The organism is Brevibacterium atlanticum (assembly GCF_011617245.1).
GTDB lineage: Bacteria > Actinomycetota > Actinomycetes > Actinomycetales > Brevibacteriaceae > Brevibacterium > Brevibacterium atlanticum.
On sequence record NZ_CP050152.1, the window covers coordinates 3,284,929 to 3,309,024 of the forward strand.

The 24,096-nt window shown below is 66.0% G+C and carries 25 protein-coding genes; 15 read left to right on the forward strand and 10 right to left on the reverse strand.

All coding sequences use genetic code 11. From position 1 onward, the window contains the following. Positions 1 to 127 precede the first annotated feature (127 nt). Positions 128 to 496 carry a MerR family transcriptional regulator gene (locus GUY23_RS14625; protein WP_166973461.1) on the forward strand — a complete coding sequence of 123 codons (369 nt, stop codon included), beginning with the start codon at positions 128 to 130 and terminating at the stop codon, positions 494 to 496. Positions 497 to 511: 15 nt separating this feature from the next. Here the strand turns inward: GUY23_RS14625 and fdhD are convergent, their stop codons facing one another. Beyond that, entirely contained in the window at positions 512 to 1,393 is an 882-nt protein-coding gene (gene fdhD, locus GUY23_RS14630) for a formate dehydrogenase accessory sulfurtransferase FdhD (RefSeq protein ID WP_166973464.1), read from the reverse strand. 4 nt (positions 1,394 to 1,397) lie between these two features. Continuing rightward, positions 1,398 to 1,937 carry a MogA/MoaB family molybdenum cofactor biosynthesis protein gene (locus GUY23_RS14635; RefSeq protein ID WP_166973467.1) on the reverse strand — a complete coding sequence of 180 codons (540 nt, stop codon included), beginning with the start codon at positions 1,935 to 1,937 and terminating at the stop codon, positions 1,398 to 1,400. A 337-nt stretch (positions 1,938 to 2,274) separates the two neighbouring features. Here GUY23_RS14635 and GUY23_RS14640 point away from each other — a divergent pair, with 337 nt between their 5' ends. The 5 genes from GUY23_RS14640 (at position 2,275) to GUY23_RS14660 (ending at position 6,179) form a co-directional block, all read left to right on the forward strand. Next, the gene (locus tag GUY23_RS14640; protein ID WP_166973469.1) at positions 2,275 to 2,727 is read left to right on the forward strand and encodes a MarR family winged helix-turn-helix transcriptional regulator; all 453 of its coding nucleotides are present in this window, start codon (positions 2,275 to 2,277) and stop codon (positions 2,725 to 2,727) included. 165 nt (positions 2,728 to 2,892) lie between these two features. Further along, positions 2,893 to 3,981: an LLM class flavin-dependent oxidoreductase gene (locus tag GUY23_RS14645; RefSeq protein ID WP_228282398.1), complete on the forward strand. Its 1,089-nt coding sequence runs from the start codon at positions 2,893 to 2,895 to the stop codon at positions 3,979 to 3,981. Then, a complete protein-coding gene (locus GUY23_RS14650) occupies positions 3,981 to 4,547 on the forward strand; it encodes an NADPH-dependent FMN reductase (RefSeq protein ID WP_166973474.1) in 567 nt (188 codons plus the stop codon). The genes GUY23_RS14645 and GUY23_RS14650 overlap by 1 nt, the downstream gene beginning before the upstream one ends. Positions 4,548 to 4,649: 102 nt before the next feature. Beyond that, positions 4,650 to 5,129, forward strand: a complete 480-nt coding sequence (locus GUY23_RS14655; RefSeq protein WP_166973475.1) for a DoxX family protein — start codon at positions 4,650 to 4,652, stop codon at positions 5,127 to 5,129. 342 nt (positions 5,130 to 5,471) lie between these two features. Next, positions 5,472 to 6,179, forward strand: coding sequence for an O-methyltransferase (locus GUY23_RS14660; protein ID WP_228282400.1), 708 nt, complete (start codon positions 5,472 to 5,474; stop codon positions 6,177 to 6,179). Between the two features lie 36 nt (positions 6,180 to 6,215). Here GUY23_RS14660 and GUY23_RS14665 read toward each other — a convergent pair whose 3' ends face one another. Next, entirely contained in the window at positions 6,216 to 6,842 is a 627-nt protein-coding gene (locus tag GUY23_RS14665) for a TetR/AcrR family transcriptional regulator (protein ID WP_166973477.1), read from the reverse strand. A gap of 79 nt (positions 6,843 to 6,921) precedes the next feature. Here GUY23_RS14665 and GUY23_RS14670 point away from each other — a divergent pair, with 79 nt between their 5' ends. Continuing rightward, the gene (locus GUY23_RS14670; protein WP_166973479.1) at positions 6,922 to 7,425 is read left to right on the forward strand and encodes a DUF1453 domain-containing protein; all 504 of its coding nucleotides are present in this window, start codon (positions 6,922 to 6,924) and stop codon (positions 7,423 to 7,425) included. Positions 7,426 to 7,429: 4 nt separating this feature from the next. Here the strand turns inward: GUY23_RS14670 and GUY23_RS14675 are convergent, their stop codons facing one another. Beyond that, positions 7,430 to 8,893: an FAD-dependent monooxygenase gene (locus GUY23_RS14675; protein WP_166973481.1), complete on the reverse strand. Its 1,464-nt coding sequence runs from the start codon at positions 8,891 to 8,893 to the stop codon at positions 7,430 to 7,432. 249 nt (positions 8,894 to 9,142) lie between these two features. On the opposite strand from GUY23_RS14675, the gene GUY23_RS14680 reads away from it, so the two are divergent. Further along, on the forward strand, positions 9,143 to 10,369 hold the full coding sequence (locus GUY23_RS14680) for a calcium:proton antiporter (RefSeq protein WP_166973483.1): 1,227 nt from the start codon (positions 9,143 to 9,145) through the stop codon (positions 10,367 to 10,369). Between the two features lie 109 nt (positions 10,370 to 10,478). On the opposite strand, the gene GUY23_RS14685 is transcribed toward GUY23_RS14680, so the two are convergent. Then, entirely contained in the window at positions 10,479 to 11,180 is a 702-nt protein-coding gene (locus tag GUY23_RS14685) for a type 1 glutamine amidotransferase domain-containing protein (protein ID WP_166973486.1), read from the reverse strand. A 125-nt stretch (positions 11,181 to 11,305) separates the two neighbouring features. Between GUY23_RS14685 and GUY23_RS14690 the strand changes: the two genes are divergently transcribed. Then, the gene (locus tag GUY23_RS14690) at positions 11,306 to 12,238 is read left to right on the forward strand and encodes an NAD-dependent epimerase/dehydratase family protein (protein WP_166973489.1); all 933 of its coding nucleotides are present in this window, start codon (positions 11,306 to 11,308) and stop codon (positions 12,236 to 12,238) included. 52 nt (positions 12,239 to 12,290) lie between these two features. Continuing rightward, positions 12,291 to 12,725 carry a PaaI family thioesterase gene (locus tag GUY23_RS14695; protein ID WP_166973492.1) on the forward strand — a complete coding sequence of 145 codons (435 nt, stop codon included), beginning with the start codon at positions 12,291 to 12,293 and terminating at the stop codon, positions 12,723 to 12,725. Between the two features lie 64 nt (positions 12,726 to 12,789). Here the strand turns inward: GUY23_RS14695 and GUY23_RS14700 are convergent, their stop codons facing one another. Beyond that, on the reverse strand, positions 12,790 to 14,391 hold the full coding sequence (locus GUY23_RS14700) for an AMP-binding protein (RefSeq protein ID WP_208085367.1): 1,602 nt from the start codon (positions 14,389 to 14,391) through the stop codon (positions 12,790 to 12,792). A gap of 148 nt (positions 14,392 to 14,539) precedes the next feature. Then, entirely contained in the window at positions 14,540 to 15,724 is a 1,185-nt protein-coding gene (locus tag GUY23_RS14705) for a GmrSD restriction endonuclease domain-containing protein (protein WP_208085369.1), read from the reverse strand. A 260-nt stretch (positions 15,725 to 15,984) separates the two neighbouring features. Between GUY23_RS14705 and GUY23_RS14710 the strand changes: the two genes are divergently transcribed. Beyond that, a complete protein-coding gene (locus GUY23_RS14710) occupies positions 15,985 to 16,734 on the forward strand; it encodes a hypothetical protein (protein WP_228282847.1) in 750 nt (249 codons plus the stop codon). A 96-nt stretch (positions 16,735 to 16,830) separates the two neighbouring features. On the opposite strand, the gene GUY23_RS14715 is transcribed toward GUY23_RS14710, so the two are convergent. Further along, on the reverse strand, positions 16,831 to 17,622 hold the full coding sequence (locus GUY23_RS14715; RefSeq protein WP_208085371.1) for a sulfite exporter TauE/SafE family protein: 792 nt from the start codon (positions 17,620 to 17,622) through the stop codon (positions 16,831 to 16,833). Positions 17,623 to 17,749: 127 nt separating this feature from the next. Between GUY23_RS14715 and GUY23_RS14720 the strand changes: the two genes are divergently transcribed. The 3 genes from GUY23_RS14720 to GUY23_RS14730 all read left to right on the forward strand — a co-directional run bounded on the left by GUY23_RS14720 (position 17,750) and on the right by GUY23_RS14730 (position 21,246). Next, positions 17,750 to 18,985 carry an MFS transporter gene (locus tag GUY23_RS14720; protein WP_166973500.1) on the forward strand — a complete coding sequence of 412 codons (1,236 nt, stop codon included), beginning with the start codon at positions 17,750 to 17,752 and terminating at the stop codon, positions 18,983 to 18,985. A gap of 172 nt (positions 18,986 to 19,157) precedes the next feature. Further along, positions 19,158 to 20,540 (forward strand): MFS transporter, encoded by a 1,383-nt coding sequence (locus GUY23_RS14725; protein WP_166973503.1) that lies wholly within the window; start codon positions 19,158 to 19,160, stop codon positions 20,538 to 20,540. Positions 20,541 to 20,610: 70 nt separating this feature from the next. After that, on the forward strand, positions 20,611 to 21,246 hold the full coding sequence (locus tag GUY23_RS14730) for a GntR family transcriptional regulator (RefSeq protein WP_166973506.1): 636 nt from the start codon (positions 20,611 to 20,613) through the stop codon (positions 21,244 to 21,246). Positions 21,247 to 21,463: 217 nt separating this feature from the next. Here the strand turns inward: GUY23_RS14730 and GUY23_RS14735 are convergent, their stop codons facing one another. Further along, the gene (locus GUY23_RS14735) at positions 21,464 to 21,787 is read right to left on the reverse strand and encodes a prevent-host-death protein (protein WP_323127125.1); all 324 of its coding nucleotides are present in this window, start codon (positions 21,785 to 21,787) and stop codon (positions 21,464 to 21,466) included. Between the two features lie 285 nt (positions 21,788 to 22,072). On the opposite strand from GUY23_RS14735, the gene GUY23_RS14740 reads away from it, so the two are divergent. Continuing rightward, a complete protein-coding gene (locus GUY23_RS14740) occupies positions 22,073 to 23,080 on the forward strand; it encodes an aldo/keto reductase family protein (RefSeq protein WP_166973511.1) in 1,008 nt (335 codons plus the stop codon). Between the two features lie 29 nt (positions 23,081 to 23,109). On the opposite strand, the gene GUY23_RS14745 is transcribed toward GUY23_RS14740, so the two are convergent. Beyond that, positions 23,110 to 24,087 carry a helix-turn-helix transcriptional regulator gene (locus tag GUY23_RS14745; RefSeq protein WP_228282402.1) on the reverse strand — a complete coding sequence of 326 codons (978 nt, stop codon included), beginning with the start codon at positions 24,085 to 24,087 and terminating at the stop codon, positions 23,110 to 23,112. Between the last annotated feature and the right edge of the window lie 9 nt (positions 24,088 to 24,096).

Sequence of the window (24,096 nt, forward strand, 5' to 3'; positions counted from 1 at the left end):
TCGAACTCTGCCCGCGCAGTCTCTTCCTGACGACTGATTGCAACGGGCGTTCGTTCGCCCACCAGGTGCGGCGGGTGATTCGATGCTAAAATCTGACGTCAGCGTCAACTTCAAGCGAGTGAGGCGAATGTCACAGAATTCACATCCGGTAACGCGTCTGCCCCTCCTCTCCATCGGAGAGACGGCGCGACAGGCCGGCTGCACCCCGCGTGCCCTGCGTTACTACGAGGAACAGGGCCTCCTTGCCCCGATTCGAACCTCCGGCGGCCAACGCCGCTACCGGGCCGATGATGTGGAGCGGGTACTGCTCTACAGACGACTCATCGATGCCGGCCTCGGGACCGAGGTGATCCGTGAGCTCCTGCCGTGCATGAATGGAGCCGCGAGCGCCGATACCGTGGCCACGCTCGAGCGCGAGCACGCGAGGCTGATCGACCAGGCCCGAGAGCTCGAGGAGACCGCGAGCAGGCTCAAGAGCATCCTCACGTCTCTGTGAGCTCGAGCGCCGGCGCTACGCCACGCGTTCGGGGTACGAGTAGGCGTTGAACCGGCCACGGCGGTTGAAGCCGATCACGGTGACGCCGACGCTGCGGCCGTGCTCGACAGCCATCGACGAGGGGGCGCTGACCGCCGACATCATCGGGATCCCGGCCATCGCGGACTTCTGCACGAGCTCGAACGAGGCTCTGGCCGAGACCTGCAGGACGGTGCGACTGAGCGGCAGGCCCTTGTTGGCCATGGCCCAGCCGATGACCTTGTCCACCGCATTGTGGCGACCGACGTCCTCACGGCAGACGAGCAGCTCGGGTTCGGCGCTCGGGTCATCGCCGACGGCAAAGAGAGCCGCGGCATGGACTCCCCCGGTCTTGTCGAAGACGGCCTGCTGGGAACGCAGACGGTCGGGCAGCTCACCGGTGCGAGCGGCCGAGAGCATGGGTGGGAACTCGTACTCCCCGTCTTCGTCGACGTGGCAGGCGGCGGGGATGAGCGGGTAGGCGGACGTCTTCGTCACCGCGTCGATAGCCGCCGTCCCACAGATCCCACACGAGGACGAGGTGTAGACGGATCGGGCGGGAGCCGCCTCGGCGCTCCAGGTTCCGGGCCGCAGCCGCACCTTCGCGACGTTGTAGTTACGGGACCCGTCGGGGGCGAGCCCGGCGGAGAAGTCGATCTCGACGATGTCGTCCATCGAGGTCACGACCGCCTCGGAAAGGAGGTACCCGGCGACGAGCTCGACGTCGCTGCCGGGGGTGCGCATGGTCACGGAGAACTGCTCGCCGTCGAGGTTGATCTCCAGCGGCTCCTCCCCGGCCAGGGAATCCGGGCCCGCGGAGATCTCACCGGTGGCGTCGAATCTGTGGACCCGCGCGCGGACGGCCTTGCGCTGTGCCATCGGATCAGACCCGGGGTCCGTGGTCGGTGGTGTCCTCGACCGAGGTCTGGATGTGCTCGAGGAGGTCGTCGATGACGGTGATTCCGTCCTTGACCCCGCCCTTCGAGCCGGGGAAGTTGATGACGAAGGAACGGCCGCGCACGCCGGCGACTCCGCGGCTCATCACCGCCGAGGTGGTCGATTCGAGCCCCTTGCGCCACATTGCGTAGACGAGGCCCGGGGACTGGCGCTCGAGGAGTTCGGCGGTGAACTCGGGCGTCCTGTCATCGGGGGCGAGTCCGGTGCCGCCGCTGGTGACGATGATGCGTGGGCGGTCTCCCTCAGGGGTGTCGACGAGGAGTTGTCTGAGTGCGTCGCCGACGGGTTCGCCGTCGCGGACGACGATGGCATCCGGGGTTGCGTAGCCGCGGCCGCGCAGCCATTCGACGAGGATCGGGCCGGTCGTGTCCGGAGCCTCTCCCCTGGCCGCCGAGGTGGAGGCGATGATGACCGCCGCCTTGCGTCCGGCGCCGAGGAGGCCGGTGTTCGTCTCACTCACCTGCATTACCTCTTCCCATGTCAGTCCTGCGGATCGTGCGTTGCGTCGAGCGCCGCGGCCGGTGTGGCTGGCCGCGTCGTCAGCCCCAATTCTCCCACGTTGCGCTTTGGGCGCCAGCACCTCGCGAGACGCACTCTTGGGTGGGCAAAGTGGTCGCATCTCGAGGCCTTGGGTGGGCGAAATGGTCGGGCCGACCCGGTCCTGAGTGGACCATTTCGCCCTCCTAAGCGCTCAGCTCACCGCCCAGCTGCGCCCCCGGTACGGGTGAGCAACGCCTCGCTGCGCCCCGACCCGGGTAGTGTGAGGACGAAACGCGAAAACGAAGTCGACAGGAGAAGGCGCGGTGGAGGATCTGTCGCTGAGCACGCTCATCTGGCTGCGGATGGTCCGCTTCGTCCAGAACAGCAACCAGCTCTCGAACGATCACCTGCGCCAGTTCGGCCTCACCGTCGCCCAATTCGAGGCCCTCGCTCACATCCGCAACTTCCAGCCCGTCACCCAGACCGACCTCGCCAAGGGGCTCACCGTCAGCGGCGGCGGCATCTCCCGGATGCTCGCCCGCCTCGAACGCGAAGGGCTCATCGCCCGCGAGCAGACATGGAAGACCAAGCACATCTCCCTCACCGAGGCGGGGCTTGAGACCCTCGAACGCGCGTTCCCCTCCCAGCTGCACCAGCAGTCCGCCCTCTTCGACGACGTCCTCGACGAGGACGAGCAGCGGACACTGCACGCGCTGATGAAGAAGCTCTACGACCACAGCATCGCCGAACGGACCGCGGCAGAAGAGAACGACTGACCACCTCGGCGGGCAGCTTCGAAGGACTCGGCTGAGCCGCCTCGGCGAGGACCTGTGCACCACTTCGGCGGGGTGAGGAATAGATTTCCGCACGTATCAGTTGATAGGGCAAATGATCAATCGAGATCGGCCCTGCGGGACGGTCTCAAACGCATGGGAGAGACCTTGAGCGAGAACACGACCACCCTGGATCCCGTCGGCTTCGACCCTACTCAGGGGCTGCAGTTCGGGATGTACAGCCTCGGCGATCATCTGCCGAATCCCGCCGACGGCTCCCGGGTGAGTGCGGGCGAGCGCATCCGCGAATTCGTCGGCTACGCCAAGGCGGCCGAGGAGGCCGGCTTCGACTTCTTCAGCGTCGGCGAGAGCCATCAGGAGTTCTTCGCCTCGCAGGCGCACGCGGTCATCCTCGGCGCGATCGCCCAGGCGACCTCGACGATCCGCATCGGCAGCACCTCGACGATCCTGAGCACCTCGGATCCGGTGCGCGTGTTCGAGAACTTCGCGACGCTCGACCACCTCTCCGGAGGCCGGGCCGAACTCGTCGCCGGTCGCGCTTCGCGGATCGGGTTGTTCGAACTCCTCGGTTACGATCTGCGCGATTACGAGGAGCTCTTCGAGGAGAAGTTCGACCTGCTGATGAAGATCCGCCGTGAGGAATCGGTGTCGTGGTCGGGCCAGTTCCGCGCCCCGCTCAACAACGCCGAGGTCCTCCCCCGCCCCGAGCAGAGCCCGCTGCCGATCTGGCGCGCGGTCGGCGGCGCGCCGGCGAGCGCGGTCAAAGCAGGACTGGCGGGCGTTCCCATGGTGATGGCCCACCTCGGCGGGACCACCTCGTCGTTCAAACCCACCGTCGACGCCTACCGTCAGGCGGCACGCCACGCCGGCTTCGATCCTGCCGCCCTGCCGATCGCCACGGCCGGGTTCCTCTACACGGCGCCGACCTCGCAGGAGGCGCTGCGCGGGCTCTACCCGCACATCAATGAGGGGATGAAGCGCACGAACGGGCAGGGCATGCCCAAGCAGCTCTTCGCCCAGAGCGTCGATCCGGCGAGCATCGTCAACATCGGCAGCCCGCAGCAGATCGTCGAGAAGATCCTTCACCAGCACGAGGTCTTCGGTCATCAGCGCTACCTCGGCCAGATCGACTTCGGCGGGATGCCGTATGACCGGGTGATGAAGCAGATCGAGACCATCGGATCGGAGATCATTCCGGCCGTGAAGAAGTACACCGCCACCGAGGTCGCCGCCTGATGAAGATCGTCGTTCTCTCCGGCTCGAACGTCGGCACGAAGACGCGGACCGTAATGGACTACGTCGCGCAGGCGGTGATGGCGCAGGATCCCGACATCGAGGTCACGCTCATCGACCTCGCCGAGGCGGACATGGTCTTCGCCGACGGTCGGAACTTCACCGAATACTCCGGTGACACCGGGCGGGTGACCGCGGCTCTCATGGACGCCGATGCGATCATCATCGGCACGCCGATCTTCCAGGCCTCGATCCCCGCGAGTCTGAAGAACGTCTTCGACCTGCTGCCGGTGGGTGCTTTCCGCGACAAGGTCGTGGCCGCGGTTGCCACGGCAGGATCGGCGAAGCACTACCTCATCCCGCAGCAGCACCTCCTGCCGATCCTGACGTACATGAAGGCGCAGGTCGTCTCTCCGTACGTGTTCGTCGAGGAGCGCGACCTGCACCGGGGCCAGATCGTCAGCGAGGATGTCATCGCCCGCCTCGACCGCCTCGTCGAGGACACGATCGTACTGACGCAGACCTACGCCGCCATCCGTGAGGAGAAGGAAGCCGCCTACGGGTTCTGATGCGGTGGGCCGTTACCCCATCGCGGGCAGATGCGCATTCAGTGTCCTGCCATGTTCACCCCATAGCGTTGGTTGCACTTTCAACCAACCCTGGAGTTCAGCATGTATGCAACGACCGGATTTCCGACCATCGCCCGCGACATCATCACCGCCATCGCCAGAATCATCCTCGGCGTCATCTTCATCGCCCACGGCTGGCAGAAGTTCAACGAATGGACCGTCGCCGGAACTGCCGACTCGTTCGCGCAGATGGGAGTGCCCCTGCCCGAGATCGCCGCGCCCTTCGCCACCTTCGTCGAACTCATCGGCGGAGCACTGCTCATCCTCGGCGCACTGACCCCGGTGGTCGGCGTGCTTCTGGCCGCAAACGTCATCGGTGCCCTCGTGATCGTCCACCTCACTCCGACTCCGTTCGTCGACCAGGGCGGCTGGGAGCTCGTCGCTGCGCTGGCCGCCGGTGTCCTGCTCATCGCCGCCACGGGCCCGGGCCGGTTCAGCATCGACCAGTTCCTCTTCGCCGGAAAGCAGGGCAAGGGCCGCAAGCGGAGCTCGGGCGCACAATCGGTCGCGGCCGACGCCTGAGCCACAGCCGCCTCGGCGGAATCGGAACCGACGGCCCAATCGAAGCCAGCACTCTGCACGGGTCCGCACCATGGTGGATAATTGCATCATGGCGCGGACCCGGATCTCTCTTACGAGAGCAGAGCGACAGCTCCTCGACGCTGAGGCGGAGCGAACAGGACGCTCGATCTCCGCACTGATCCAGGATGCTGTCACCGAAGTATACGGGCGCAAGCGTGAAACCTGTTCCGACCTAAGCGCTGTCAAAGCCGCATTCGGCTCGTGGTCCGCGCGAACCGAAGACGGAGAAACCTACGTCGACCGACTTCGCTCCGGCGCACGCCCTGAGCGGCCGATCTCTTTATGACGATGAACGAGGAACACGCGACCTCGGTCAACCGCTACGACTCGACCGCCGCTTGGCGTGAGGTCGATGACTACTTCATCGCGCACCTCACCCCGGAGGATGCCGTGCTCATCGCGGCTCGTGAGTCTGGAGCGGACACGACGATGCCCAACGCCGAGGTGGCCGCCAACCAAGGTGCGTTCCTGGCCCTCATCGCCCAGGTCGCAGGAGCGAAGAGGATCCTCGAGTTCGGCACTCTTGCCGGGTATTCGACGGTCTGGTTCGCCCGCGCCGTCGGCGACGACGGTCGCGTCGTCACCTTCGAACTCGAACCACAGAACGCCGAGGCGGCGCGTGCGAACCTCGACCGTGCTGGGGTGGACGACCGGGTGGAGATCCATATCGGACCTGCCGCAGAATCCGCTCGGGCCCTCATCGACGCCGGCACCGAGCCGTTTGATCTCGTGTTCATCGACGCCGACAAACCGAACAATCCGAGGTATCTCGAGGCGGCACTGTCGCTCACCGAACCCGGCGCGGTGATCATCATCGACAACGTCGTGCGCAACGGCGCGGTCACCGATGAGAACTCGGATGATCCGCGCGTGTCCGGCGTGCAGACGGTGACGCGAATGATCTCTGAGAACCCTGACCTCGATGCCACTGCGCTGCAGACCGTCGGCATCAAGGGCTGGGACGGCCTCATCATCGCGCGCCGGCGGTGAACTGAACGGGGACGATCAGCCGGAGGCCACGGAACCCTACCCCCGCAGCCCCTCCAGGTGAGTGGAGAGCACTTCGCGGGCACGCCCAGGTGGAAGTACCTCGGGGTGCAAAGTCGAACGAAGAGTGAGTCCATCGACGAGCGCCGCCAGAGCATCGACCTCAAGATCAAGGTCGAGATCGCGCCGTAGTACTTTTCGGCGCGACATGCTCTCAAGCGTTCGAGCCATCAGCTTCCGCGAACCGCGGACCGAGGTCTCGAAGACATCAGTGAGCGCAGGATCCGTCCGGGCGGTCTCCTCAAACGCCAACCACACGACTGACTCCTGTCGCCTCACCTCATCGAGCGGCAGCAGCTCAGCCAGGAGATCGACGGTCGCCTCCTTGGCCGCATCTCCGCTGAGCGAGCCGGCATCGAGCCGCGGCAGCAGCGAAGCAAGGCGATCCTCGAGGCGAGCGCCGACCCGCGCGACGAGCGTGTCGAGCGCAAAGCGCACAATGCCTTCAGCCGTGGTGAAGTAGTGCCGGATCGAGCCGATCGCCAGACCGGCCTCCTCGGCGATCGCGCGCAGCGAGACCTTGGCGAAGCCCTGCTTGAGGACGATCGCGAAGAGGGCATCAGCGATGGCCTCACGGCGCTGGACGGGATCGACGATCTTCGGCATAGGTCCTTTATAGCATAGTCGCGCCATATCGTGTTATCGTTTTAGCACGTTCATGCTACAAAGCTGAAGGAGGCTTCTCATGCATCCGGCACTCATCGCCATCGCAGTCATCGCCATCATCGTGTTCGTCATCGTTCGCCGCTTCCGCGGGGAGCCCGTGGACGCGAAGGATCTCGCCGTGCCGCCGCTCATCCTGCTGGCCATCTCGATCAAGGATCTATGGGGTTTCGACCACTGGACTGCGGCGAACATCATCTTCCTCGCCGTCTCTGTTGCCGTCGGCATCGGCTTCGGCATGCTGCGCGGGGCCTCAACCGTGCTCTTCGAGAAGGACGGAACCCTTCATCAGCGGTACACCGTGAGGACGCTCATCGTCTGGGCGCTCAGCCTGGCAGCCAGCGCCTGTCTGCACTTCGGCGCCCAGGCCATCGGCGCCGAGGAGGCAGTCCGACCCGTGACGCTGAGCATCGGTCTGAGCCTGTTGGGTGAGGCGATGACGTGCGGCTGGCGCGGGCTGCAGTCCGGGGTCCCCTTCAGCGTCAGGGACACGGACACCACTGCAGCGCCTCTCCGAAGGCCGTGATCCCTCAGGAACCGAACCAGAAGCGAATCGCCTCGTTCAGACCCTCTGATCCGGAATCGCCGACCCAGGCCACGTAGCCGTCCGGGCGGATGAGCACCGCAGTCGGTTCTGACACCTCACCGACCATCGGCAGGTCCCACCCGCCGTAATAGCGAGCGTCGACCCGATCGACTCGGTCGCCCCAGTCTGTGATGTCGATGTCACGCGGTGCGCCGAGGTTGAGCAGCACAGGACGACCGCCGTGCAGAAGCGTGTAAGTGCGAAGAATTCCCTTCGAGGTGTGGAGATCCAGATTCGGAATGCGACGCCCCACGAGCGGGTGCACATCTGCTGCGGCGATATCGGCTTGGGCCCCGTAACGGGTGTCGAGACCAGACAGCGTGCCGGCCAGCGATCTACGTGGCCCGTCCATGCGGAGCCAGCCGGTGACGACATCGTTCAGGGCGACGGAGCGGTCGTCCAGGCGCATCAACGCCATCACCGCCAGGTCGAGGTGGATGACCTGCGCACCGACTGGGTGACGCTCAGAGTGATACGTGTTGAGCAGGCTCTCCGGCGACGTTCCCTTGACCACCTGGGCGAGCTTCCACCCCAGGTTGACAGCGTCTTGGACCCCGGTGTTGATCCCGTGGCCGCCGACCGGCGAGTGGACATGTGCAGAATCACCGGCCAGCAGCACCCGCGAGGAACGATAGACCGAGGCCTGACGCGCCATGTCCGTGAATCGTGAGATCGTGCCCGGGCCGCGCGCGCCGAAGTCAGTTCCCCACACATCGATCAGCGCAGAGCGCAGGTCCTCCAGAGTAGGGTCGACATTCTCCTGCGGGTGTCTCTCGGACACCACGAGGCTCGCCCGCCCATCGGCGAGCAGGCTGAAGGCCTGAGTACCGAACTCGTGTTCGTGGACGCCCCATTCGGGCTCCTCCGCCAGCTCGACCTCAGCAATGAGACTGCTCATCGTCGGATCGCAGCCGGGGAACTCGATCCCCGCGGACCGCCGGATCAGGCTGCGGCTTCCGTCGCACCCGATGATGTAGTCGGCCCGCAGCTCTCGACCGTCCGACAACCGGACATCGACTCCGCCGCGGTCCTGGTCGAATCCGGTCACTTCGACGCCGTATTCGATTCTCGTCCCGAACTCTGCGACCCACTCCGACATGATGAGTTCGGTGCGCTGTTGACTCAGCCGCAGACAGTACGGATGTCGAGAGGGAAAGTCGATGATTCCCAAGCGTGCGCGGCCGAACTCCAGCGCCTGATCGATCTGGCCGGCAGAGAGAAAGCGATCGACGATACCGCGCTGGTCGAAGAGCTCAAGTGTCCGCGCCTGCAGTGCGAGCGAACGCGCCCCGGTCACCTCCTGATTCGGGCGTCGTTCGAAAACCGTGCTGCCGACTCCCGCCAGGGCCAGCTCGGCGGCGAGCATCAGCCCTGATGATCCGGCACCGACAATGATCACTTCAGGCATGTCATCTCCACTTTCTCGACGCGAGGCACTGATGTGCTGTGCAGGTGGAGTCCGCCGCAGACCCCACCTGCACTATAGGGCAGATGGCAGCAAGGAGCGTTGAGGACATCGTTCTCAGTAGTGCGGCGGCGGCCCGCTTCGTTGCTTTCTTGTCCAGGTTCGATATCCTGAAACCACAGTGACGAGCGGGACGTCCCGTTCGCTTCCCACCGCGATGAGGACGGCCTCAGAGAACTGGATCAGACCGTCATGACCGCCGCACTGCGCAGCATCATCACTCCCACCGCGATCATCAGACTCCTCCTCGGCTGGGGCGCCTACGTCGCACTCCTCTCAGCAGGCCACCTCCTCGAACCGCCGGTCCCGGCTCCTCTGCTGGTCACCGCACTCATCGTCATCGTCGCGGTCATCCTCGTCTGCGCGTTCGGCGTCGTCCACGAGGCAGAGCACCTGGCCGGCCGCCTCGGCGATCCCTATGGGTCACTCGTCCTCACTCTGTCGATCGTGCTCATCGAGGTCGTCCTCATCGCCGCGGTCCTGCTCGGCCCCGGCGACCATGCGACGATCGCCCGCGATTCGGTGATGGCGGTGACGATGATCATCCTCGGCGCCGTAGTCGGGCTGTGCCTGCTCATCGGCGGGCTCCGACACGGGGACCTCATGCACAACCGCACCGGTGTCTCGACGTATCTGTCGATGATCATCGTCCTCGCCGCGCTCGCGTTCGCGCTGCCCGCCGTCATCGGCTCAGACGGCAGCTACCTGCCGTGGCAGGAGATCCCGATCATCGTGTTGACCATCGGCATCTACACCTTCTTCCTCACCCAGCAGATGGGTGCCCAAGCCGCCGATTTCGTCGAGGTCGATCCCCGATTGACACGCACCATCGCCGAGGCGGCCGCTCCCGCCGTGGACACGGGTTCCATCACCGAGGCGGCTCCCGGCGTTGATGCGCCACGCGAAGTTGAGGCGGCTCCCGACGTTGATGCGTCACCGGGCATCCGGGACATCCTGTCGACCCATCGGGTCGAGATCGTCACTCGGCTGGCGCTGCTCATCGCCACCGTGACGCCGATCGTCCTCCTCTCCCACGACATGGCCACGTTGCTCGATGACGGGTTGGGTCGCCTCGGCGCGCCGGTGGCACTGTCGGGGATCGTCATCGCGATGATCGTCTTCCTGCCTGAGTCGATCACCTCGATCAGGGCGGCATGGGCCGGGGAGATTCAACGGGTGAGCAACCTCTGCCATGGGGCGCAGGTGTCGACGGTGGGGCTGACGATCCCGACTGTCCTCGTCATCGGGCTGCTGACCGATCAGCCCGTCGTGCTCGCCGAATCTCCGGTGAATCTTCTGCTGCTCGGTCTCATGCTGCTGCTCTCGGTGGCGACGTTCGCGGCGAAGCGGGGCACGGCCGTGCACGGGGCCGCGCATCTTGTTGTGTTCGCGGCTTTCGGGATCTCCGTGTTCTCTTAGGCTCTGCTTCGGTCACGATCGGACGTACGGATCGGGCGTGATCGGCTCGGCGCACTGTCCGAGAGTTCACTCCCCGAGGTCTCAGTTGCGGGGCCCAAGTTCGCGGGCCTCAGCCCTCGAGGTCGGCGATGATCCTCGTTGCCAGCGCCTCGGCGGTCTGCGGGTTCTGCCCCGAATAGAGCGCGCCGTCGACGACGACATGCGGGCGCAGCGGGATCTTGCCTTTGTCGTAGTCGACCCCGGCCTCGATCATTGCGTCCTGGAGCAGCCATTTCGCCTTCCATGCGAACGGGTTGAGCCGCTCCTCGGCATTCGACAGCCCGGTCATCGTCCGCCCGGCGAAGGCACTCGTGCCATCCGGGTTCGTCGCAGCCAGGATCGCGGCCGGGGCATGGCAGAGCAGCCCGAGCGGCTTCCCGGACTCGAGCCTGCGGCGCAGCAGATTCCCGGAGACCTCGTCGTGGGCGAGGTCCTCCATCGGACCGTGACCACCGGGATAGAACACGAGATCGAAGTCCGCCTCATCCACCTCGGCGAGGGTGCGGGGATGGTCGAGCACATCGCTGATCGATTCGAGGTAGCGGCGGATCTCCGCTCGCTTCTTCGGCAGGCCGCCGGCCACACCGAGGCTGAGCTCGTCGAGGGTCGGCGGCACCCCTCCGGGGGTGGCAACGGTGATCGACCACCCGGCCTCGGTGAAGAGGCGGTGCGGTTCGGCCAACTCCTCGGCCCAGTAGCCGGTGGGGTGGACGGACCCGTCCTTGAGAGTCCAGCCGGTTGCGGCAGTGACGACGAAGAGCACATCGACCATCGGCTTCTCCTGCCTTGGTAGAGTCGGGTCTGCACCTGCGAAGCTAGGCCACGGCGGCGCGGGTGTCAATGCATTGCGCGGGTGTCAATGATCTGCGCGAGTGTCAACGGACGGCAGGAGGACGCATGCAGACGATTCTCGGATCCGGCGGACCGATCGCCGATAAGCTCGCCCGTGAGCTGCGACGGAACTTCACAAGCGACATCCGTCTGGTCAGTCGGCATCCGAAGGCCGTTCATCCCGACGACGAACTCGTCTCCGCCGACCTCACCGACGCCGCGGCGACGAGCCGAGCCGTTGCCGGCAGCAACATCGCCTTCCTCACGGTCGGATTGCCCATGGACTCCGCCCTGTGGGAGGCGAAGTTCCCGACGATGATGGCCAACACGATCGACGCGTGCGCCGAACACGGGGTCAAGCTCGTGTTCTTCGACAACACCTACATGTATCCGGGGACGCCCGAGCCGCAGACCGAGTCGACGCTCTTCGTCCCCAACGGCCGCAAGGGACGCGTCCGTGCGCAGATCGCGACGATGCTGCTCGAGGCGATGGAATCAGGCCGGGTCAACGCCGTGATCTGCCGGGCCCCGGAGTTCTATGGGCCCGGGTCGACGAAGAGCCTGTCGAATTCGCTCGTCTTCAACCGGATCCGGGACGGCAAACGGCCCTTCGTCCCGATCAGCGCCTCGACGCGTCGCTCACTCATCTGGACTCCCGATGCCTCGCAGGCGATGGCACTCATCGGCAACACCGACGATGCCTTCGACCAGACCTGGCACCTGCCGATCGACCGATCGAGGCCGAGCTATTCCGAGATGATCGGCATCGCCGCGACCGTCCTCGACCGGCGGATCAGCTACACGGTGCTGCCGAATGCGGTCTTCCGCCTCGGCGGGCGGTTCGTTCCCGCCCTCGCCGAGGTGGGTGAGCTGCTCCCCCGGTACCGCGGGGACAACATCTTCGACACCGAGAAGTTCACGACTCGGTTCCCCGACTTCGCAGTCACCTCGGCGGTCGAGGGAATCCGGGAGATCGTGGCCGGACCGTTGCCCAGATAGACAGTCCGATCACCATCCAGTCAGCTCATTCAGCACTGCAGGAGGAACACCGATGACCACCGATTCAACTCCCACACCTGACGTCTCGCTGGAGAGCGCGAGCCGATTCGTCGCGGCCGCCGGACTGGTCGTCGAGGAGGTCACGGCCACCTCGGTGCGAGGATATGCCGACCTCGATGAGAAGCACCACACCCCGTGGGGCGTCGTCCACGGCGGCGTGTACACCACCCTCGTCGAGAGCGCGGGCAGCATCGGGGCGAGCGCAGCGGTCGCCGATCGTGGTGAGTTCGCCGTCGGCGTCCACAACGCCACGGACTTCCTCCGTCCCAGCCAGGGCGCCAGGGTCGCTGTTGAGGCCACGGCTCTTTATCAGGGTCGGACGCAGCAGCTGTGGGAGGTCATCATCGCCGATTCGGCGACGGGCAAACAGCTCTCGCGCGGTCAGCTCCGTCTGCAGAATGTGCCGCTGCCGAAGCAGGACGGCTGACGGGACGGGAACCGGCGGTTCCCCGCCGGTTCCCTTGACGCACTGTCAGCCGCCCCAGATCCCCTCAGCCGGCCGCCATCTCCCGCAGGGCGTTCTTGCGGATCTTGCCCGTCGAGGTCGTCGGCAGTGCGTCGACGAATTCGACTCCGCCCGGGGCCTTGTACCCGGCGATGCGGGTCTTGACGAAGGCGATGAGCTCGTCGGCAGTCACCTCGGCGCCGTCCTTGAGCACCACGTAGGCCAACGGTCGCTGACCCCACTTCTCGTCGGGCATGCCGACGACGGCCGCCTCGGCGACTGATTCGTGGGCGACGATCGCCTGCTCGACCTCGATGGTCGAGATGTTCTCGCCGCCGGAGATGACGATGTCCTTCGCCCGGTCGAGGATCTGCACGTAGCCGTCGGGGTGCATGACCGCGAGGTCACCGGAGTGGAACCATCCGCCGCGGAAGGCCACCTCGGTATCCTCGGGCGAATTGAGATAGCCCTTCATGACGTTGTTGCCGCGCATGACGATCTCTCCCATCGTCTCCCCGTCGGCGGGCACGTCATTGAGTTCGGCGTCGTCACGCAGTTCGACGACGCGGACGCGTTCGGCGCTGATCATGCCGATCCCTTGGCGTGACTTCAGGGCTGCACGCTCCTCGACCGGCAGCTCCGACCATTCGGGCTGCGGTTCGCATGAGGAGTAGGGGCCGTAGGTCTCGGTGAGTCCGTAGACGTGGATGATCTGGATGCCGAGCTGTTCGAGCAGGGCGATCGTCGTCGGCGACGGCGGGGCGCCGGCCGTCGTGATCGACAGTTCGCCGCCCATGTCGTGGGCTTCCTTGGCGCCGGCGATGGTGTTGAGCACGACCGGGGCGCCGGCCATGCGGGTGATCGATTCGGTGTCGATGAGCGCCCATGCGTCGGTTCCGCGCACGGCCCGCAGGCAGACGTGCGTGCCGGATACCGCGGTCAGCGCCCAGGTCGTGCACCAGCCGTTGCAGTGGAACATCGGCAGGGTCCACAGGTAGCGGGTCAGCGGTTCGAAGCCCTGCGTGACGACCTCGCCGAGAGAGTTCAGATACGCCCCGCGGTGCGTGTACATCACACCCTTGGGTCGGCCCGTGGTCCCCGAGGTGTAGTTGACCGTGATCGTCGCGGTCTCGTCGGCGACCTCCCACGTCCGTGGGGTCTCCGGCGCCGAGGCGACCCAGTCCTCATAGTGCTCCACCTCGGTGCCCGTGGTACCGAGTTCACCGCGCGTGCCGTCGGCTTCGGGGTGGAGGACGATGGCCTCCACGGATGTCGCGGCGTCGGCGTCGACGATGGGCTGCAGCAGGCCGGCGTCGCCGAAGAGGAACTTCGCCTCGCAGTGGCCGAGGATGTATTCGACCTCCGGTGGGGCCAGGCGGGTGTTGAGCATGACGAGCACCCCGCCGGCCAGCGGGACCGCGTAGTGGGCGATGAGCGCCTCGGCGCTGTTGGGCGCGAGGACGGCCACCGTGTCGCCCTCTTTCAGGCCGCGGCGGACCAGCCCTTCGGCAAGGTTCTGAACGGTGTCGGCCATGTCCCGGTAGGTGAAGCGACGGGGCCCGTCGACGATCGCCTCGCGATCGGGGTGGGCTTCGAGGGAGCGCTCGAGGAAGCGCAACGGGGTCAGGGCGGTGTCCAATCCGGACATGGTGGGGCTCCTCATCGTCGGTGACCAGGGTCGGTGTTCGCGGCAGATGCACCGTGGTCGAACATCGGTCTGTACTCAGATTACCCACCGATTTTGTGACCCGGCACACCCACCCCGCCGAGGTGGCTATTCGCAAGCACCGAGGCGGCTATTCGCAGGCGATCCCGTCACCGTCGCGGTCGAGATGAGGCCCGTATCCGGGGTCACCGCGGTGGACGGGCGCGGCCCCGGCTTCACGGGCGGCGGTGCAGTTCTCGAACGGTGTCGAGCCGGAGCCCGCTCCCGATCCGGACGACGACCTCTTCGAGCCGTCGTTCGACGAGCCCGATCCTGACCCGGCACCCGAGCCTGTCGATCCGGACGTCGACGAGTCCGTTCCCGACGATTTCTTCGGCCCCGGATCGCTCTTCGTCGTCACGTTGTCACCCTCACCCGGTCCCGGCCAGTCGACATCCTCGGTGAAGGCGGGCTCGTCCTCGCAGTCGCCGAGCACGCGTTTCATCGCGGCCTTTTCCGGCTTGACCACCCAGAGGTCGTATTTGTGCTTGACCGCGATCTGTCGGGCGACGTACTCACAGCGGTAGGACTTGTTCGGCGGCAGCCAGGTCGCCGCATCGCCGTCGCCCTTCTGCCGGTTGAGACTCGAGCTCACCGCGAGCAGGTTGAGGGGATCATTGCCGAATTCCTTGAGCGTCTCCTCGTCGAACTTCGCCGCACCGGTCTGCCAGGCGTTCGACCGGGCGACCACGTGGTCGATGTCGACGGTGTTGGCGTTGCGGTCGAAGTCGTAGGTCTCGCCCTTATACGGATCAGCGATCGTGCCGGCCAGGACGATGCAACCCTGCGTGCCGGCCTTGAGTGTGATGTCCTTCAGGTCGCGGCGGAGCACATCATTGCGGGTGTCGCAGCCGTTGTGGTCGGTGTCCGAGCGCCACTTGAAGAGGTCACCGTCGTAACCGGTCTTCGGTGCCCGTCCTTTGACGTCGAGTTCATCCAACATCGCCGAGGCGGTCCCCGCGGCCGAGCTTCCCGCCTGGCCTTCGTCTTCCACATCGTCGCCGTCGTCGCTCTTCGCCGGCGCGGAGGCCCCGTCGCTCGGTTCGGGCGCCTCTTGACTCGGCTTGGGGTCGGCGGTGCTGGCCGCTGCGGTGTCGATGGTCGGCTCGGCAGCCTCGGCGCACCCGGTGAGGAGGCCGAGAGTGAGGACTGCGGCGAGCGCGCCAAGTGCGCGACGTGAGGAAGAGGTCAAGGGCATGATCTGCCGGCCGTCAGTGGTGCGAGTCGGCTGGAGCCTGCCGGTCCAGCTGCGGGCGCTGTTCGGGGAAGTGGGCATGGGTGGGGTCTTTCGGACGTGTGCGCTCGATGCTGAGTGAGGTGGTTCAAACGTGGTCGTGGACCGGGCCGGCGTTGCCGCTGCAGCTCGATCCACTGCGGACAGTCTAGATCGCCCGGCGGCTCTCTGGGTGGGTTCGGGCGGCAACGTGTCCCATTCGTTACGGATCTGCTCGACGGCCGTCGGCGCGCATGCCTGACCCATTGTGAAGGTGCATGATGGAGGGAGACGGTGAGCAGCCTCGGCGAGGAGGATTGTCGATGCGACACGATGGGGAGCGCCCGCGCACCAACAGATTCCTGACCGACGGGACGATACCAGGGCACTGGCCGCAGGTGCTCGGGTCGATGCGAGCGAATCCGTTCACTCATCTTTCGCCTGATGAGGTGCGCACCGAGGCGGCCCACCTGCTCATCGTCGCGCCCTCCCCCGAGGTGGCCCGCGCGTGCTTCGGGGAGCTGTTCGCGGCGGTCGGCCCACCATCGAATGCGGGCGGACCCGCCGCGCCTGCCGGCATGGCCCCCGGCGGACCGAGCCCACCTCACGACTCCCGCATCACAATCACCACGCCCGACGACCTCGTCGCCGCCGACGTCCCCGCAGGGACGTGGGTCTTTCTGCCACACCGGCAGGACGGGTGGACGGAGCTCGAGGCCGCCTCGGCGAGGGTGAGGGCAGACCTGGTCAAGGAGAACTCGACGCGGGAGACAGGCAGCAAGCTCGTTCTCATGGAATACGGGATCAACCTGTGGATGTGGGCCGAGCCTCCCACGAGCGGAGGCGACCCAGTCTGCCATGCCGGCGAGCTCATCAGCTGGGAGAGCGCGTGGGCGCTGGGTGCAGACGCTGCCGCGGACACCAGCAGTGCCAGCGACTCGACGTCCGCTGCCGGCCATGACGCGGCTGGTGCCTTCGCATATACTGCCGGCTCAGTGCCCGCAGCTTCCGCACGCCCGCCGATCTACTTCGGCCTGCCGCCGATTCTGCGCAAACGCCGCTGGGAGAGCTGAGCCCCTTCCTCGAAACCACTGTCGAGCGCCGAGACAACGGTGCACACACAGTGGTCTCGGCGCTTAACCGTTGTCTCGACACTGAACTGCCACCCCTCACGCCACCGCGACGACGACTCCGGCGGCGATGAGCAGCACGAAATACCCCCAGGCGTGGAGGATCTCAGGGATCTTCGGCACCCGCCTGCGCAGGAAGACGATGATCGGCAGTCCGCCGATGAGCAGCGCCAGTGCCGCATGGACATCGAGGGCTCCGACGATGCCCGGGGCGTCGATCGCCGCCGGGTCGAGGATCGTCACGAGCACAGCCGGGCTCATGATCACCAAGGTCAGCGGGTTGGCCAGGGTCGTGGCCACGGTCATCGTCGCCCCCGACCGGCGCATCATCGGCACCGTCATCACCGAGCCACCAACGCCGAGGAACGATGCCAGCCCGCCGATCGGCACACCCCAGATCGCCGAGATCCCGCGACCTCCTTCGCTGGTCTCCTCCCTGATGCGGGCGGTGGGGCGGAAGAAGCCCGGGCGCAGCAGCAGGTCGACTGCGGTGACGGCGATGTAGAGGACGAATCCCCATTGCAGCAGCGCATCCGGAGCGGATCCCCCGGCGAACGCCCCGAGCCCACCGCCGAGGGCGAGCAGTCCGAGCAGCCACCATCGCCCCTTGAGGTGGGCGAGAGTCTCGCGTTTCGTCGAGACTGTGGCGACGATGGCGTTGACGAGCATGACCAGCGCCGAGGTGGCCGCCGCCACCCGTGCCGTGTCTGATCCGAGATCCGCATCGACGAGGGTGATGATCGGGACGGTGACGAATCCGCCGCCGAAGCCGAAGAGCACGGTCGTCAGGCCGACGAGGCAGCCGATGAGGATGAGGCCGATGATTTCCACCAGTCCATCACAGCGCACCGCACCCCAGGCAGGCAATCGTTAACCTGCGGTCCTCCTTCCACGAGCCGCCGTCTCAGTCTGAGGCCGGCCGTCGATTCAGGCGACGTCGCGTCTAATGTTGTCAGGGATGTCAGACGCACCCGATTACTCATCGCCGCGGGGTCGCCCTCCACGCCCGTTCGCGGCCCTCGCCCTCGCCATGGCGGCGATCATGGTCGTGGGTCTGAGTCTGCGGATCCCGACGATCTCGCTGTCCCCGCTGGTGCCGAGCATGATGGACGAGACCGGGCACGGGGAGACCTTCCTTTCTCTGCTGACCAGCGTGCCGCTGGCTCTGACTCTGGCGGCCGCGCCGGTGGCCCCGATGCTGGCGAATCGTGTTGGACGCAGCCGAACCGTCGGACTCTCCCTGATCGCGATCGTGGTCGGAATGATCATCCGCTCGGTGCCCGGCGATGCTCCTCTGCTCATCGGCACCGGGCTCCTCGGCTTCTCGATCGCCATCGTCACGGTGCTCGCCCCCTCGATCATCTCCGCCGAACGTCCCGCCGTCCGATCTCGCCTCACCGGCGTCTATTCGATGTCGCTGAGCCTCGGCCCGGCACTCGCCCTGGCGCTGACGATCCCGATCGGGCGGCTGACCGGACTCGACTGGCGCGGCACGCTGCTCACCTGGATCGTGGTCTCTGCCGGTGCACTTGTGCTGTGGTGGCTCTACTCGCGCACCTCCCCGTCGGACGTCTCCGAAGCCACCGCCGATGGGTCGATCGACTCCGACGATGATCCGCGGGGCGGGCACGGGGCGAAGTCCGTCCTCGGCGATGGTGATGTGTGGCTCCTCGCGCTCTTCCTCGGAGTCACCTCGCTGATGTTCTACACCACCTCGGCATGGCTTCCGACGGTGTTCATCGCAGACGGAATGTCCGCGCAGACCGCCGGTGGATTCGTCTCCCTCATCAGCGTCATTGCGATCCCCTTCGGCCTCATCGCCCCGACCCTCCTCAGCAGAGGCACCTCCCGAGTCCTGGCCCCGGCGGCTCCTCTGCTCGCTGTCATCGGGCTCGCGGTCCTGCTCATCGCTGGTTCTCAGACCGCCCTCATCGTCACGGTCCTCCTCGGCGTCGCCCAAGGCCTGTGCCTCGGGGCCTCTTACGACCAGATCATCCGATACGGCCGGTCGCCGGCCCACACCGCGTCCGTCTCGGCCGTGACCTCGGCTGTCGGTGTGGCACTCGCCGCACTCGGACCCTTCGCCTTCGGCCTCGGCCTGGAGACCGCGGGGTCCGCGACCATTCCGCTGCTCGGCCTCGCGCTCGTCGGCGCGACTCAGTCGGTCATCGGTCTGCGCACCTCACGGCTCTGAACCGTCGCGAGGGAACCGCGCCTGAGCCACCGCGCGAAGCCCGGCGGCCAACTGAATTCCTCATCACCGCAACAGACACTCAATTCCACGCATCACCATCTTGTATCCAAGATGGATCCAAGATAGGTTGAGCAGGTACTTGAGCACCACGGCACAGGAAGACGAGGCATCGATGACGAGTCGCGTTCGCGAGCAGGGGAAGCTGATCACCGCCCAGCTGCTGGCCGGAGCCGGCACAGCCTCTGGCTATGCCGTCGGCGGACTGCTCGCCGAGGAGATCACCGGCAAGACCTCGATGGCCGGTCTCGCGCAGATGAGCGTCATCCTCGGCGCCGGCCTCATCGCCTACCCACTCGCTATGCTCGCCGGACGCTCCGGTCGACGCACCGCGCTGACCTTGGGCTTCGGAGTCGGCACACTCGGCGCGGTGGTCGTGCTCATCGGCGTCGCCTTCCAGCTCCTGCCGGTGTTCATACTCGGGATGATGATGTGCGGTTCGTCGACCGCCTCGGGGCTGCAGGCTCGCTACGCCGCCGTCGATCTTGCCGATCCCGCTGCCGCTGGTCGCGCCATGTCACTCGTCGTGTGGGCGACGACGGTCGGCTCCGTTCTCGGACCGAACTTCACCGACCCCGGTGCCCACCTCGGCAAGGCACTGGGCATGAACGGCCTGGCCGGGCCCTACCTCATCTCGATGGCCGCGTTCGCCCTGGCCACGCTGTTCGCCTCGACCCTGTCGCGGTCGATCACCGCCGGCACGGAGCAGCCGCCCAAGGATTCGGACCTCGACGCCGAGCCGACGGTCACGTCCGACGTCAACGAGGCGGCCACCTCGGCGACCGATCACCGCCCCTCCCCCGCCCCGACCGGAACGGCATCACCACCGGCCCAGATGAGACTCGGCCAGGCGCTGCGGTTCGCGCTCGCGCGGCCGGTGCCGCTGTTCGCGATGATCACGATCATCACCGGGCAGATGATGATGACCAACGTCATGGTCATGACCCCGGTGCACATGGACCATCAGGAGTTCAGCCTCGGCGCGATCGGCATCGTCGTGAGCATCCACATCGCCGGCATGTACGCCCTCTCCCCCGTCTTCGGGTGGATGGCCGACCGGTGGGGTGCAGGGATCGTCATCGCCGGCGGCGCGATCATCTTCGCCGCCACGATCACCCTCGGCGTCATCGACGCCCTCGCCCCGACCTCGTCGCTGGTGCTGCTGAGCGCTGCGCTGTCCCTGCTCGGGGTGGGCTGGTCGATGTTCCTCATCGGCGGATCGGCACTGCTGACCGCCTCGGTACCGGCCCATGCGAAGGTGCCGCTGCAGGGGGCGTCGGATTCGGCGATGAACCTCGGCGGGGCGCTCATGGCGGCCATGGCCGGCACCGTGCTCGAGGCCGGCGGATTCCTCTGGATCAACCTCATGGCCACGTTCGTCCTGCTCATCACCCTCGCCTTCGCGATCCGCGCCGTCCCGCTCATGACCTGGCCCGGCCGCCGGAGATCCACCCTCGCCGAGGCGGCCGTCGAGGAGCCATCATCACCATCGAACTGAGCACGTCCCCTCATGACACCGTGCGACCGTCGAATGGAACCTCGGCGACCGCGCCAGGGAGAATGAGGACATGAGCACACGCGAAGGCGGCACCAGCGCGGCCGAGCACGCCTACCAGCAGATCCGCCGGCAGATCCTCAACGGGACACATGTGCCGGGGACCATGCTCGGCGAGGCGGCGCTGGCGGCCGAACTCGAGGTCAGCCGGACACCGGTCCGCGTGGCGCTGGCGCGGCTGCAGGACGAGGGGTGGATCGCCATCTATCCCAAGCGCGGCGCCTTGGTCCAAGGCGTGGACGAGCGGACGATCGTCGAACTCGCCGATGCCCGCTTCGTCCTCGAGACCACCGGCGTCGACCGTGCTCCGGAGGCCCTGCGTCGGCAGTTGGCCGACCGGCTCGACGGTCTCATCGAGAAGCAGCGCCAGGCCTTCGACGCCGGAGATATCGCGACCTTCATCGACCTGACGCTGGAGTTCCATCGCGGCTTCGTCGAATCCAGCGGCAATTCGGTGCTCATCGAACTCTACGGGCAGCTGTCCGACCGGCACCGCTTCATCCTCTTCACCGCCGGTGACCGGCTGCTGGCCCGATGGGAAGAGATCATCACCGAGCATGTGGCACTGACCGACCACCTGCGCGGCGGAAATACGGAGGCCTTCTCTCAGGCCCTGCGCGATCACATCGCCGAGGTGGCCGCTCCGTAGCATTGGTCAGCGGACAACAAATCACATCTACTTCGTCTCATTGGGATGATGCGTATGTACATCTTCAAGAAATACCGTCTTCCCCACCACGAAGAACCAAATCCTCGCACTCCCTTTGAGAGTGGGCTTGTGTTGCCACCGGGTGAATCGCTCGCCACCCCTCACAACGAATTCGAGTTCGCCCCGCAGTGGATAGTTATTCCCGGCGAGCCATCGGTCAGGGGCGTTCGACAGCTTCTTCTTCGGCCAGCCAGTCGAGACTGCGAGTCCCCAGGCCCGCAGCCACCGCCGCCGCCGTCTCACGCCATGAGTTGATCTCCGCAATGGCCAGATGAGCCTGATGAGTGGAGAAAGAGGCCCTTGCCGCGGAGACGATATCGACGGCACATCGGTCCCGGTCTTCAGCACTGAGTGCAAGCATCCACGGGAAACGATCTGCCATATTTTCCGCCAGCGATCTTTCAATCTGGCTCGAAGAGTCAATGAGCTGCGCCGCGAGCTCAAGCAACGCATCGCGATCTGAATTCTCAGCTTCGGTCATGAGCACCAGCGGTTCCCCGTTGCGTCTCGTCACTCGCACAGGCCGGTCAGACGCAGCCTCAAAGACTTCCGAAGACGATCGACTCAGCGCGGAAGACTGAAATGTCAGTGTCGAATCAGAACCAGTCATATTCACATGGTAATTCAGAACTAATTCTGAATTCAGGAGCCCCGGAGCTCGCGAAGCGCTTCTAAACAGTCTGGTCACGTCCTGATCCGGCAGGGTCGCGTCGACGGGTGCGGAGATTCTCAGACGACCCTTGACCTGCGGTCGTAGGCTGGGGACATGGAGCACAGGTATCTGGGAAACAGCGGCATGAAGATCTCCGAAATCACCTACGGAAACTGGCTCACGCACGGTTCGCAGGTGGAGAACGACACGGCGACGAAGTGCGTCCACGCCGCACTCGACGCCGGCATCTCGACCTTCGACACCGCCGATGTCTACGCAAACACTGTGGCCGAACAGGTCCTCGGCGATGCGTTGAAAGGTCAGCGGCGTGAGTCGCTCGAGATCTTCACCAAGGTCTACTTCCCCACCGGACCGAAGGGTCACAACGACACCGGTCTGTCACGCAAGCACATGATGGAGTCGATCAACGGCTCGCTCAAGCGACTGGGCACCGACTATGTCGACCTCTACCAGGCGCACCGGTACGACTACGAGACTCCGCTCGAAGAGACGATGCAGGCGTTCGCGGACATCGTCCGCGCCGGCAAGGCTCTCTATATCGGGGTCAGCGAATGGAACGCCGACCAGCTCCGTGGCGCCCATCACCTGGCGAAGGACCTCGGCATCCAGCTGATCTCGAATCAGCCGCAGTACAACATGCTCTGGCGAGTCATCGAGTCCCGGGTCGTGCCCACGTCGAAGGAACTGGGGATCTCCCAGATCGTCTGGTCCCCGATCGCCCAGGGCGCACTGACCGGAAAGTACAAGCTCGGCCAACCGGTGCCGGCAGGATCACGGGCGACCGATGAGAAGGGCGGTGCCGACTCCATCAAGAACCGCTACCTCTACGACGATATGCTCACCGCGATCACCGGTCTCGAGCCCATCGCTGCCGATCTCGGACTGACGATGGCGCAGCTCGCCGTCGCCTGGGTGCTCGCCAACGACAACGTCGCCACCGCCCTCGTCGGTGCCTCACGGCCCGAGCAGATCGCTTCGAACGCCGAAGCCGCCGGGGTCAGACTCGACAGCGAGGTACTCGCCCGCATCGATGACGTCCTCGGCGATCTGCCCGAGACAGACCCGTCGAAGACCCGCTCCCCGGAAACCCGGCTGGTCTGAGGATTCCGCAATCGGTCTTGACTTCCGTCCTAGTGCCGATCAAGCAGGTTCTGCGCGAGCTCACGCACCAGCGCCCGCGCCTCTGTCGGCGCGATGATCTCGATGTGATCGGTGAACTGCACGAGCTGCCGGACTCCGCCGAGCTCTTCGTAGCCGACCGTGATGACGACGGAGTCGGTTCCCTCGGCTGGTGAGACAGTGAGCAGGCGACTGCCGAGGATCCGTCGCGCCAGGTCTTCCGACTGAGCGTCGAGTCGTGCTGTGACGACCACGTCATTCCGCCGCTCGAGCCGGTGCGCCAGGTCCTCAGCCACCGACGACAGCGTCACGTCCGGGCGCAGCCTCCGCGGCTCAGCGAGCACATGCCACCCACGCAGTCGCACCATCGCGAACATCCGCGGCTCGTCATCGACGTCGGCGATGAGATACCAGCGACCGGCGCGGGAATAGAGACCATAGGGATCGACCACGAATGACTTTGATCGAGTCTGCCCACTCGACCGATAGTCGATGCGCAGACGACTGCCGCGCCGCAGATCGATGAGGAAGTCCGAGAAGTCGACGGTTTCGTCCGGGGCAAACCAGTCCGAACCGTCGACCACGATGACCTCGGACAGCGGCAGAGACGGCTCCTCCCCTCGCCGAGGCGGCCAGGTCCGTCGCGAGGAGAGCTTGTCCCGGGCGCTGTAGGCGCTGTCCTCGAGTCCGAGCTGCCGCGCCCTCTCCCCATCGACACCCAGCAGAGCGAGGACGTCCGCTTCACTGTTCGTCAGGCGGTTGACGTCGATCTCGGCACCGGGCATGAGGGAGATCCCACCGTACCGACCGCGGTCGGCGACGACGGGCACGTCCGCCTCGGCGAGGGCGACGATGTCGCGCAGAATCGTCCGCCTCGAGACACCGAAGCGTTCTGCCAGCTCGACCGCTGTCGTCTGGCGATGCCCCTGCAGCGTGACGATGATCGAGAGCAGCCGTTGCGGTCTGCCCATCGCGGGTTCGGCACTCATCGGCACTTC